The organism is Vibrio sp. 14G-20 (genome assembly GCF_026241515.1).
Taxonomy (GTDB): domain Bacteria; phylum Pseudomonadota; class Gammaproteobacteria; order Enterobacterales; family Vibrionaceae; genus Vibrio.
In genome coordinates, this window is record NZ_JAPHPW010000002.1 from 279526 (window position 1) to 291886 (window position 12361).

The 12361-nt window shown below is 44.6% G+C and carries 8 protein-coding genes and 9 tRNA genes; 5 read left to right on the forward strand and 12 right to left on the reverse strand.

From position 1 onward, the window contains the following. Nucleotides 1-12 precede the first annotated feature (12 nt). The 6 genes from nirB to OQJ75_RS02875 form a co-directional block, all read right to left on the reverse strand. Complete coding sequence (nirB, locus tag OQJ75_RS02850) at nt 13-2586, reverse strand: nitrite reductase large subunit NirB (protein WP_265970656.1); 2574 nt, start codon at nt 2584-2586, stop codon at nt 13-15. A 679-nt stretch (nt 2587-3265) separates the two neighbouring features. Further along, nucleotides 3266-3339: transfer RNA gene (locus OQJ75_RS02855), tRNA-Cys, on the reverse strand. Nucleotides 3340-3403: 64 nt separating this feature from the next. Continuing rightward, nucleotides 3404-3490: transfer RNA gene (locus OQJ75_RS02860), tRNA-Leu, on the reverse strand. Between the two features lie 80 nt (nt 3491-3570). Continuing rightward, nucleotides 3571-3646 (reverse strand) — tRNA-Gly (locus OQJ75_RS02865). A gap of 37 nt (nt 3647-3683) precedes the next feature. Further along, nucleotides 3684-3757: transfer RNA gene (locus OQJ75_RS02870), tRNA-Cys, on the reverse strand. A 66-nt stretch (nt 3758-3823) separates the two neighbouring features. After that, a tRNA-Leu gene (locus OQJ75_RS02875) sits at nt 3824-3910 on the reverse strand. Between the two features lie 348 nt (nt 3911-4258). Here OQJ75_RS02875 and OQJ75_RS02880 point away from each other — a divergent pair. Next, on the forward strand, nt 4259-5047 hold the full coding sequence (locus OQJ75_RS02880) for a lipase family protein (protein ID WP_265970655.1): 789 nt from the start codon (nt 4259-4261) through the stop codon (nt 5045-5047). 75 nt (nt 5048-5122) lie between these two features. Here the strand turns inward: OQJ75_RS02880 and OQJ75_RS02885 are convergent. The 6 genes from OQJ75_RS02885 to OQJ75_RS02910 all read right to left on the reverse strand — a co-directional run bounded on the left by OQJ75_RS02885 (nt 5123) and on the right by OQJ75_RS02910 (nt 8925). Next, nucleotides 5123-5196: transfer RNA gene (locus OQJ75_RS02885), tRNA-Cys, on the reverse strand. Nucleotides 5197-5260: 64 nt separating this feature from the next. Next, nucleotides 5261-5347: transfer RNA gene (locus OQJ75_RS02890), tRNA-Leu, on the reverse strand. 80 nt (nt 5348-5427) lie between these two features. Next, nucleotides 5428-5503 (reverse strand) — tRNA-Gly (locus tag OQJ75_RS02895). Between the two features lie 35 nt (nt 5504-5538). Next, nucleotides 5539-5612 (reverse strand) — tRNA-Cys (locus OQJ75_RS02900). A gap of 199 nt (nt 5613-5811) precedes the next feature. Next, nucleotides 5812-7257, reverse strand: a complete 1446-nt coding sequence (gene viaA, locus OQJ75_RS02905; RefSeq protein ID WP_265970654.1) for an ATPase RavA stimulator ViaA — start codon at nt 7255-7257, stop codon at nt 5812-5814. 12 nt (nt 7258-7269) lie between these two features. Next, nucleotides 7270-8925: an ATPase RavA domain-containing protein gene (locus OQJ75_RS02910; protein ID WP_017632334.1), complete on the reverse strand. Its 1656-nt coding sequence runs from the start codon at nt 8923-8925 to the stop codon at nt 7270-7272. Nucleotides 8926-9212: 287 nt separating this feature from the next. Between OQJ75_RS02910 and OQJ75_RS02915 the strand changes: the two genes are divergently transcribed. From OQJ75_RS02915 to ylqF, 4 genes are all read left to right on the forward strand, one after another. Next, nucleotides 9213-9728: an NUDIX hydrolase gene (locus OQJ75_RS02915; protein ID WP_265970653.1), complete on the forward strand. Its 516-nt coding sequence runs from the start codon at nt 9213-9215 to the stop codon at nt 9726-9728. Nucleotides 9729-9745: 17 nt separating this feature from the next. Continuing rightward, nucleotides 9746-10750: a low-specificity L-threonine aldolase gene (ltaE, locus tag OQJ75_RS02920; protein ID WP_265970652.1), complete on the forward strand. Its 1005-nt coding sequence runs from the start codon at nt 9746-9748 to the stop codon at nt 10748-10750. 89 nt (nt 10751-10839) lie between these two features. Then, the gene (locus OQJ75_RS02925; protein WP_265970651.1) at nt 10840-11154 is read left to right on the forward strand and encodes a c-type cytochrome; all 315 of its coding nucleotides are present in this window, start codon (nt 10840-10842) and stop codon (nt 11152-11154) included. 167 nt (nt 11155-11321) lie between these two features. Continuing rightward, entirely contained in the window at nt 11322-12257 is a 936-nt protein-coding gene (gene ylqF, locus OQJ75_RS02930; RefSeq protein ID WP_029405588.1) for a ribosome biogenesis GTPase YlqF, read from the forward strand. Nucleotides 12258-12361: the final 104 nt, after the last annotated feature.

Genomic DNA, 12361 nt, shown 5'->3' on the forward strand with positions numbered 1-12361 from the left:
TGTCGTCTCCCCTTAAACAGTTTCTACGTGAATGATGTCGCCCTGGTGCTTTGAAGTAATGGCTTCAGGGTGTTTCTCAGTGAATGTCGCAGGACGGTGTTGTTCACGGCCATCATCAACAAAAACAACGTTTTCATCACGGTCATCAGCATTGATGAAGTGAGCAAAGCGCTTAAGTTGAGCTTCATCGTTGATAGTGTCAGTCCACTCACAAGCGAAGTTACCCACGAGGCCAGCCACGTCAGCTTCAAGCTGGTCGTTAATGCCAAGTTTGTTATCAACAATCACTTCACGTAGGTAGTCAACGCCGCCTTCTAGGTTGTCCATCCATACCGAAGTACGTTGTAGTGGCGCAGCCGTGCGGATGTAAAACATCATGAAACGGTCGATGTATTTCAGCAGCGTTTCTTGGTCTAGGTCGCTTGCCAGTAGGTCTGCATGACGAGGCTTCATACCACCGTTGCCACACACATACATGTTCCAACCAGCGTCCGTTGCGATAATACCTAAATCTTTACCTTGAGCTTCAGCACACTCACGAGTACAGCCCGACACACCGAACTTCATCTTATGAGGAGTACGGATGCCTTTGTAACGGTTCTCGATCATCACGCCTAGGCCAACTGAATCTTGAACGCCGTAACGACACCAAGTTGAACCAACACATGTCTTAGCCATACGAAGTGCTTTTGCGTAAGCTTGACCCGTTTCGTAACCTGCAGCGATTAACTTCTTCCAGATTGCTGGTAAGTCATCTTTCTGAGCACCGAATAGACCGATACGTTGTGCACCAGTGATCTTCGTATATAGGTTGTATTCAGCCGCAACATCCGCAAGAACGCTTAGAGCTTGAGGCGTTACTTCGCCACCCGCCATACGAGGGATAACCGAGTAAGTACCGTCTTTTTGGATGTTACCTAAGAAGTTGTCGTTGGTATCGTGCAGTTTTACTAGCTCAGGCTTAAGGATATGGTCACCCCAGCAAGAAGCAAGGATAGAACCCGCTAGAGGCTTACATACTTCACAGCCGTAGCCTTTACCGTATTTCTCTAGTAGCTCATCGAATGTTTTGATTTCTTCGATGCGAATCAGGTGGAAAAGCTCTTGGCGAGAGTAAGCAAAGTGCTCACAAACGTCGTTCTTCACTTCCACACCTGCTTTAGCAAGTTCAGCGTTTAGCACAGAAGTTACAAGTGGAATACAACCACCACAACCTGTACCTGCGCCAGTGACTGCTTTGATATCACCAATGGTATGGTGACCTTCAGCGACCGCTTGAGCGATCTTGCCTTTGGTTACGTCGAAACAAGAACAGATAACGGCAGTTTCCGGTAATGAATCAGCGCCAAGCGTTGGTTTTTCACCACCAGCGTGTACTGGAAGAATCAATGCATCTGGATGTTCTGGTAGGTCAATTTCGTTCAACATAAGTTGAAGAAGGTCACCGTAATCAGAAGTATCGCCAACCATTACTGCGCCAAGCAGTTTCTTGTTGTCTTCAGAAACGATTAAGCGTTTGTAAACTTCTTGCTCTTCGTTTTGGTAAACGTAGCTTTTACAACCAGGAGTACGACCGTTTGCATCACCGATTGAACCTACTTTCACGCCCAGAAGCTTAAGCTTCGCAGACATGTCAGCACCTTCAAATGTGCTTTCGTTACCAACAACGTGGTCAACGGCAACTGTCGCCATCTTGTAACCAGGAGCCACTAGCCCGTAGAACGTTTGGTTCCAAGACGCACACTCACCGATTGCGTAGATATCTTTGTCTGTCGTTTGACAGTGATCGTTAATCTCGATACCGCCACGAGGTGCAATGCCTAAGCCCATTTGACGAGCAAGTTTGTCTTGAGGGCGAATACCAGCAGAGAATACGATGAAATCAGTTTCTAGCTCTGTACCGTCTGCAAAGCGCATTACGTTACGAGCTTCAGTGCCTTCAGGAGCAATCTCAAGCGTGTTCTTGCTTGTATGTACGTTAACGCCCATACGTTCGATTTTTTGACGAAGTTGGTTACCACCCGCTTGGTCAAGCTGCTCAGCCATTAGCTTAGGAGCAAACTCAACAACGTGTGTGGTTACGCCAAGCGCTTTAAGTGCACCTGCCGCTTCAAGGCCAAGTAGACCACCACCAACAACAACACCACACTTAGAGTTCTTAGCCGTCGCTTCAATAGCTTTTAGATCTTCAATTGTGCGGTAAACAAAACAGTCTTTACCTTCGTTGCCTTTGATTGGCGGAACGAATGGGAATGAACCTGTAGCAAGGATGAGTTTGTCGTATTGAATTTCACGACCAGTGCTTGAGTAAACTGTTTTCTTTTCACGGTTAACGTTAATAGCACGTTCGCCGATCAGCATGTTGATGCCGTGTTTCTCGTAGAAGCCTTCTTTAACTAAAGAAAGTTCGTCCGCAGTATGGTGTGAAAAATAAGAAGAAAGGTGTACACGATCATAGGCTACGCGAGGCTCTTCACAGAACACCGTGATGTCCATGTTAGCAACATCTGTCTTCTCGACTAAATCTTCGATATAGCGATGACCGACCATCCCGTTACCGATTACGACTAGCTTCATCTTGCTCATAAGAATTCCTGAAGGTTATATATTTCTTAACTGAGCGAATAATGAATTATGAAAGAAAATGAAAATATGATGTAAATCAATTACGAAATCGAACTACCCAAAAGGGGTAGAACAAAAGAGGTAGAAGTGGCTAATTTTACGCCATAGCAAACGAATAACCATAGGTTTGATAAGGTTTAGAGGCGTTTTATAGGCAATTTCACACACAAGCATGCTTGTTGTAATATTTCACAATAGACTAGCAACAACGCAAGTAAATGACAATCATTTTCATTTGCAGTCATAAGAAGTGTAATAACTCATGAAAGCGTTACAGGTTCATGAGCAACTGTGTATAAATGTGAAGAACTGGATGACCAAAAACACAGTCGTTCAGATCCCCTACCCATCGATTCCATTTATAAATCGCACACTCGATTAACTTGGTTTGTCTTGCTGAGCTACTCGCAGTTTTCTTCAAACAACTTTCTTAGAAATACGTTTGGGTTAACTTATACAACCAGTGCAATAAAGCGCCTTGATAACGTAGAACTCCGTAAAGCAGAGCAATCAGATTGAGTCATCTAGCCAGAATTGCGATTCAATGAATGGACGGCGTTAGAAATTAGGAAAGTGCGAAGAAATGGAATTTCAGATAGCAAAAAGGCCAGCATTTCTGCTGGCCTTTCACGTTGAATAGTGGAGGCGCCTCCCGGAGTCGAACCGAGGTCCACGGATTTGCAATCCGCTGCATAGCCACTCTGCCAAGGCGCCTTCAATAGTGTTTTAAGAGAACTACTCTGTTGAGCATCACCAAACAAGGTAACAATCAAATAGATGGTGCCCCGGGCCGGACTTGAACCGGCACAACGCGAACGTCGAGGGATTTTAAATCCCTTGTGTCTACCAATTCCACCACCAGGGCACGCAATTCTTTATTGCGATGCCGATTACTGAAAAGTAAAACACCATCTTAATGTCGAAATGAATCAACATTACAAAATTTGGAGCGATACATCGGGTTCGAACCGATGACCTCAACCTTGGCAAGGTTGCGCTCTACCAACTGAGCTAGTATCGCAATTTCATTCATCAACTTTCTAAAATGAAAGAGAGAATGGAGGCGCCTCCCGGAGTCGAACCGAGGTCCACGGATTTGCAATCCGCTGCATAGCCACTCTGCCAAGGCGCCTTTAATAGTGATTTAAGAGAACAACTCTTTGTTCATCACTCTACTCAGAAGTAGAAGCAAGATAGATGGTGCCCCGGGCCGGACTTGAACCGGCACAGCGCGAACGCCGAGGGATTTTAAATCCCTTGTGTCTACCAATTCCACCACCAGGGCAACGCAATCTTGCGATGCTGATTACTGAAAAGTAAAACACCATCTCTCAGCGACCTAAGCCGTGAGAACGAGGTGTACTTTAACGGATGGATAAAATTCGTCAACCATAAATTTTATCTTTTAATTCAAGTGATTAATTATCACTCTCCAAAGAATAAATTTAGTGCAGCTTGTACGGTTCTTATACGTTGTTCTCTAGTTTTATAACGCTATTTACTAACTAGGATTAACTTAGGCGACAGCAGCCTATTTCGATTTTTCTCTAACGAATCAAGTAAATGGTGTTTTCATGTGCTTTTCACATTCAACGACTAGAGTTTTAAGTAACTCTTATTAAGAAGCAAACATGTGAAACCACTAAAACGATACCAATATGAACGCTACGCCGTTCTTTGTAACCTCGCCTACCCTAGAGTTTTTAAGCAAACTCGCTATGGTTTCGATCCTAATGGACAGCGCATCATAAAGAACCAGTTTGGTAAAACCATGATTCGAGTGCTTTGGAGCAGCGACAAAGACGAAGTGGTTGTGGTTATTAAAGGGTCACACAGTGTGTCAGACTGGCTACTTAACTTCGCCCTATGGACAAGAAGCTGCAAAAGGATTGGACTCAATTACCAAGTACATGCTGGCTTCTATCATCTGATGTTTCAGGAAAGCCAACCAAATCGTAATGAAGATAAGCTTGGCTTAACGGTAATTGAACGGTTGGAAGCGACGCTCATCCCGCTTTTGGAACAAGGAAAAAGAATCTCGATTACCGGTCACTCTTCCGGCGGCGCGATTGGTTGTGTTTTTGCCGACTACTTTGACCAGAAATACCCAGGCTGCATTAAGCGAATCGTGACCTTTGGGCAACCTGCGATCGGTGATTGGAGTTTTCGAAAGCACTATCGCTTAAGTAAGAAGACTTACCGAATCTGCTGTGATATCGACATCGTGACCTTCATGCCGCCCGTACCTTTACTGTATTGGCATGTAGGAAAGGTACTTTGGCTCTACAACGGCAGAATCTATGAAAACACTCCAACGTTTATTCGCCTTGGACGTTCTATTTTTAGTTGGTTAATAAGACCTTTCTCTTATCACTTGATGAGCAAATATATCCGCAATAAGGATTTCTTTGATAAACATTGAAATGTGCACTTAAGAGGTTTTTGGGAAAGCCAGAAACGAAAAAAACAGCCGCGAGGACTGGTTTTTTCTAAATGATGGAGGCGCCTCCCGGAGTCGAACCGAGGTCCACGGATTTGCAATCCGCTGCATAGCCACTCTGCCAAGGCGCCTTCAATAGTGTTTTAAGAGAACAACTCTTTTGAATGCTACCTACAGAAGTAACAACCAAATAGATGGTGCCCCGGGCCGGACTTGAACCGGCACAACGCGAACGTCGAGGGATTTTAAATCCCTTGTGTCTACCAATTCCACCACCAGGGCACGCAATTCTTTATTGCGATGCCGATTACTGAAAAGTAAAACACCATCTTCATGTCGAAATAAATCAACATTACAAAATTTGGAGCGATACATCGGGTTCGAACCGATGACCTCAACCTTGGCAAGGTTGCGCTCTACCAACTGAGCTAGTATCGCATTTCATTATTCAACTCTAGAAATTAGAGAGATAATGGAGGCGCCTCCCGGAGTCGAACCGAGGTCCACGGATTTGCAATCCGCTGCATAGCCACTCTGCCAAGGCGCCTTTTTAATTCAACACTTTAGGGACTAAAGTAAGCCGCACCGCTGTGTTCGGGTGCCTACTTTACGGATTGAGAGGAGATAGTCAAACAAAAAAGTGAATTTAAATTCCGTTTGCTGACATTTAAATCAAATTGCTGCATGTTCGCTCTCTTCAATCAAAAAACACACAGCAAAATCGAGTTATATAAGATGTTCTAGCGTTACCACTTCTTCATGAAACGACCAACTAAGCTTGGGTGATATGCCCAACAATGGTCAAACATGGTCATGAGTTGAGGGTTACCGTACTTAGATAAGCTCACTGCATGGAAACGGTTTTTGTGTTCTTTCAGCTTTTCGACTTGAGCGATCATCTCGTCTGACTGCTTAGGCGCAATAAAATCAGAAAGCACAATCAAATCTGCGTTTTTGTACTTATCACCCGTCATCAAATCAATCGACTTCATCAGCACAGGTTCTAAATCCGTACCACCGTGGAATGAGTAACTTAAGAAATCACTTGCCTCACGCAGGCCATCTTGTCGTGTTAGCTCATAGGTGATCTGCTCAGAAGAGAACAGAATCACGTAGCAGTCTCGTTCTTCCGCAAGAGCGATTTGCATCAAAGCATAAGCCATTGCTTTGGCAGATTGCTCTGGGAAGCCACTCATCGAGCCAGACGCGTCCACACAAACGATAAATGGGCCTTTTTCGATATCAACTTTCTTGCTATCCGGTTTTTGCGCTTTAACTTTGCGTAACGTACGAGATTTACCTTGCGAGCGATAGCTTAGTAAGCGCTTGTCAGCCAAATGCTTGTAGAAGATAACTTCGAGTTCAGGATAAGCTAGGAACATGGTCTCGTTTGGAAGCATCTTATTAAGGTCATCACTCTCGTGAATCCCGACAATGTCATCAACCGCTTCATCGCTTTTCTCTTCCACCATCTGCAGTTCTTCTACAGGGGCTTTGTGTAGCGAAAGATCATCTTCCTCACCAGCCATACGGCCAAGTTTTTCGGCGATCTCTTGTAGGCCTTTATGCTTATTTAAGAATTCAGCATGACGCTTCATTACGGTTAAGTCAGTTTTACTTAACTTAGCCGATGCCATGTCCCACAAGCGCCCTACACTGCCTTCATCACCAGATTCGGTCACTTTATCCATGTTTTTCATGGTTTCCATGCGCTGGTATAGGTCGGCTAAGACTTTCTCTTTGCTGGTTTCAAGTTCAGTAACTTGCGCTTGCTTGATCGCGTCGGACAGTGATTGATACCACTGGTCGCAGAAATAGTGCGGGAACATCGCATTGTAAACGCCCTTGTTGTGTTCCATCAGACGTCTTGCTTGAAGGTAAAACGCTGAGTGCCACTCCAATTTTTTGATGACACTGTCAATCTCATCAAAAAACTGGGGCTCATCCCAGTGAATGACTTCTTGGTAAAGTGCGATTTCTTCTTGGAATCGGTCCGTTTCACACACCTTGGTGACGCGTTTTTTCACTTTACCGCGCCATTTTACCAAGTGGTTTTTTACTGACGTTTTCACGCCTTTATTCTCAGCCGCCATCATGACCTGAGAACGAGCGATGAGATCATTCATCGCTGTATCTATGATGCCTGAGTCAGCAACCATTAAAGCAAGGTTTAAGCCGTCTGCTCCTAACATACTTGTCTCCCCTTACTCGAAGTACTGACTCATAAACTTAATGCGCTGTGCGATCTTGCTGCTCTTCACCTTTGTGGTTTCCAAGTCTTGTGTAACCGCTTGTAAGCTTGATTCCATCGCTTTAGGGAGCTCTGGGTCGATGTAGTTATGTGGCAACGCATCATGGAATTCAGTACGAACTCGTTTCAACTTGAACTCGGCCTCTGTGAGCTGCTCTAACGCTCTCTCTGCGCCAGTTAGCCACTTGTTGTAAAGCTCTTGGTCCAAACCGTCGGTTGTCACGACACTGACTAATACCGAGCGATTAGCGATGTCTTTAATAACCAACTGGTTTGATGCATCAAGATCCAGTTTCAAGCGGCACAGATTTTTGTTTTCGTTTACGTAACCGTAGATGTCTCCATGACCTTCTTTAAGCACACGGTCAAAATCGTCTTTGGCTACGTACACCCATCGGCTATCGCCTTTCTCGGATTCAGACACTGACATGTTGCTTTGTAGCAGAACCAGTTTTACTAAGTTGTACGCGCTACCCACGCTGTACATCTTCGCGTTCTTGATATCGTTTTGGTAAACGTCTTTACGTAGCAAGCCACTGGTAGACTCCATCGACAAAGACACAGACAGCGTCGATTCAACGTCGTCCTGAATTTCTTCAAGCTCTTCACGAGACATTTCGATTTGCGCTTTTGATTCTTGCTGATCGAACGCACGATTCAATGCAAAGTCTTTAACCACGCTACGAACCACATCACGTGATTCAGGGCTGTGCCATAAACAGTCTTGTAGCAGCATGATATCTAGCGGGTTTACGCTGTCTCGACCGCTAAAGAAAGCACTCGCCTTTAATAACTTAACGGCTTTCTTCCAACGTCTATCTGATACGTACAAATCAGACTCAGATGCTGAACCTTGCTTCTTAACTGTTTCCTCAAGCATGGTTTTCAGTTCATACAACTTGTTAAACGAGTTATCGGTCAGTTCTAGCTTGTCGAGCTCTTTCTGCCATTGGTGATATTCAATGTCAGTGATCGCCAAACCTTTTGGAATCACGGCCTCTTGAGATGTGCCAGTCGTCAGCATCGATTTGAAGTTTTGTTTGTTTTGAATACGGTTTACAAACACGCGAACCAACATACGGTCATAAAGCGCTTCTAGGCCGCTGTCTTCGTCTGGAAGTTCATTAGATGCAGAAACCAACAAGCGCATCGGTACACGCTCAATGTCGCTGCCGTTCTTAAAGGTTTTTTCGTTCACGACAGTAAGCAGTGTGTTTAGGATTGCAGGACCTGCTTTCCAGATCTCATCAAGGAACACAACTTGTGCTGTTGGTAGGTAGCCTTCGGTCAGTCTTACATAGCGACCGTTGTCTTTTAATTCTTGGATGCTTAACGGGCCAAACACTTCCTCTGGCGTAGAGAAACGTGTCATCAGATATTCGAAATAGCTGCTGTTGTCAAAAGCTTGGATTAGGCGCTTAGCGATAAGACTTTTTGCGATGCCCGGAGGACCTAATAAGAATACACTTTCGCCGGCGAGAGCTGCCAGTAAACAGAGCTTAATCGTGTCTTCTCTTTCATAGACACCATCGGATAGAGCATGCGCTAATTTATTGATTCTTTCAGAGAGTAGCGCTTTGTCAGCATGTGAGGAAATAGAAGGGTTCATGCGTTACTCCGAAAATCTTTTAACTGTTGAGAGTGTAGATATGTTTTTATACATTTGTTAGCACTTTGTTACAAGTGTATTTTATTATTGAGTTGCATTTATATCAGATGGTTAGGGTCGTAATTTTCATGTAATCATAGATTCCAAATATGAGAGTAACATCACGAACAGCGTAAACCGAAATCTAAAACTAAACCCAATTTTTCTTTTATTTTCGACACCATAGACGTTATGGTGGTGCACGTCTTCAGTTATCGACAAATTGGCAAGGAATGTGGCCAGACTGCATGAGTAAAGTTATCCATCAATGGAAAAGTATTTCTCTTATAGAAGAGAACGTGACGCTCCCTACGAACGTCGTGGTAAAACATACAACAATCAACCACCCTGGCGCGGCCGTTATTCTTCCTATCACTTCGTCTGGAAAGATTATCCTCATTAACCAATTTCGCCCTTCTCTCAAAAAGTGGCTTCTAGAGTTACCTGCGGGCACCATGGAAATTGATGAGACACCTCTTCAATGCGCGCAGCGCGAATTGGAAGAAGAAACAGGTTACAGTGCAACTTCATTTCAAAGCTTAGGGCAAGTTACGCCTTTAGCTGGCTTCTGCGATGAAATACAGCACCTATTCGTTGCAAAAGACCTTAGCCTCACTACCCGCTTTGAATGTGACGAAGATGAAGTCATAGAAGTGATCGAGCTGAGCTTAGAAGAACTGCACGACAAAATACGACACGATCAAATCACCGATACAAAAACTATCGCTTGTTTAAGTAAAGCCCAACTCTGCGGCTACCTATAATACTCTAGGAGAGAAACATGGACTTTCGTTCTGATACCGTAACTAAACCCTCACAAGCAATGCGCGATGTAATGGCAAACGCAGAAGTCGGTGATGATGTATATGGTGACGACCCAACAGTAAACGAACTTGAGCAGTGGGCAGCCAACGAAACAGGCTTTGAAGCCGCAATGTTCACCTCTTCAGGTACGCAAGCCAACCTTCTCGGCTTGATGGCACATTGTGAGCGTGGAGACGAATACCTTTGTGGCCAACAAGCGCACAACTACAAATACGAAGCTGGCGGCGCTGCGGTACTGGGCTCGATTCAACCTCAACCAATCGAAAACAACCCAGATGGCACTTTAGATTTCAAAAAGCTTGCTGCTGCTATTAAGCCAGATGACAGCCACTTCGCCCGCACTAAGCTTTTGAGCCTAGAAAACACGATTAATGGTAAAGTACTTCCAATGTCTTACCTAGCGGAAGCGCGTGAGTTCGTAAACCAACATGGTTTGCAGATGCACTTAGACGGCGCACGCGTATACAACGCGGCAGTCGCGTTAGACGTTCACGTTAAAGAGATCGCACAACACTTCGATTCGATGACGATTTGTTTATCGAAAGGTTTAGGTGCTCCAGTCGGCTCTCTGCTACTTGGTAATAAAGAGTACATCGCTAAAGCACGTCGACTACGTAAAATGGTCGGTGGCGGCATGCGTCAAGCAGGCATCCTTGCGGCTGCAGGTAAAATGGCGCTGACTGAAAACGTTACTCAACTTAAAGCTGACCACGAGAACGCGAAAAACCTAGCGATTGGTCTAAGCAAGCTTGACGGCTTCTCGGTTAACCCTGATCTCATTCAAACGAACATCATGTTCGCTAAGTTAGATGGTTCTGTTGATATCAATCGCATCGCACGAGAGTTAGGTGAAAAAGGCATTACTATGTCGCCAGGTAACCCTGTGCGCTTTGTTACTCACCGTGACATTAGTTCTGAAGACATTTCTCGATTCCTAACGGAATTGGAAAAAGCGCTGTAACTCTCAACAAAATTCTCAGATATCGCTATTAATACTTGAGCTTCCCCTAAGGGGAAGCTTTATACTCTTGTTTTCACAGGAGTATATACGTGTACAACAAGTCCCTAGCTTTACTCATTGCTACTCTCTCTTTCACACTTCACGCAGAAGACTTTGGTGATCCAGAACTTGGTAAACTGAAATCCCCGAGCTGTGTTTTTTGTCATAACCCCACCAGCCCTTCGACTGATAACTCCTATCCCAAGCTATCTGGCCAAGATCCAATTTATCTCTTTAACGCAATGAAAGCGTATCAAAACGAGGAAAGACAAGGTGACTACGCGGATATGATGCGAGCACAACTGAGTAAGCTCAACGATCAAGACTTTAGAGATGTAGCGGCTTTTTACGCTTCACAAAATTAGCGGCTCCCACTTTCATTAAGTCAATCATCAGCTAAATAAACATCACCAAGTCGCCTATACTTCAAGCAAACTCACTGGGCTCATTGAAGGTCGGGATAGATATACCTTTACACGTATCATCCAAGCCTTACAATGTGCAGCAAATATATTTATCAAGGTTTATCTCTATGTCTATTCAATGGTTTCCGGGTCACATGCATAAAGCCCGCAAAGAAATCGAAGAAGTTATCCCACAAGTTGATGTGATCATCGAAGTACTGGACGCTCGTATCCCGTTCAGTAGTGAAAACCCAATGATCTCTTCACTGCGCGGCGATAAGCCTTGTGTAAAAGTGTTGAACAAGCGTGACCTTGCGGATCCTGAACTGACTCAACGTTGGATTGAGCACTTCGAGAAAGAGCAAGGCGTTAAAGCGATTGCGATTACGACTAGCGTAAAAGAAGAAGTTAACCACGTTATGGAGCTAGTACGTAAACTGGCACCGCACCGTGAACAGATGGGCAAGAACATTCGTACAATGATCATGGGCATCCCGAACGTGGGTAAATCGACCATCATCAACTGCTTGGCTGGACGTACGATTGCGGTTACTGGTAACCAACCTGCGGTAACTCGTCGTCAACAACGTATCAACCTGCAGAATGGCGTGATCCTTTCTGATACACCTGGAATCCTTTGGCCTAAAGTAGAAAACCCACACAGTGGCTTCCGCTTGGCTGCAACAGGTGCTGTAAAAGATACAGCAATGGAATACGATGAAGTGGCATTCTACACAGTAGAATACCTAGCAAAGCAGTACCCTAACCTTTTGCAAGAACGTTACCAAATTGAAGAGCTGCCAGAGTCTGACATCGAACTAATGGAAGCGATTGGTCGTAAGCGTGGTGCACTTCGTGCCGGTGGTCATATCGACATTCACAAATGTTCTGAAATACTACTTCACGAATTGCGTAACGGCACTTTAGGTAAGGTAACGCTAGAGCTACCAGAAATGATCACACAAGAGCTGATCGAAGTTGAAGAAGCGGCTGCGCTGAAAGCCGAACAACAGATTAAGAAAAAAGAAGAGCGTCGTAAACGTTACTTGAAGAACAAGCGTTAATCGCGATTAGTTTTTATAATCTGCTTTAGTTTCTGTTTACCACTCTTACACCTGCCTCTAGATATTCACGTTCTATCGATAATAGAGCGTGAATATTGCCTGCT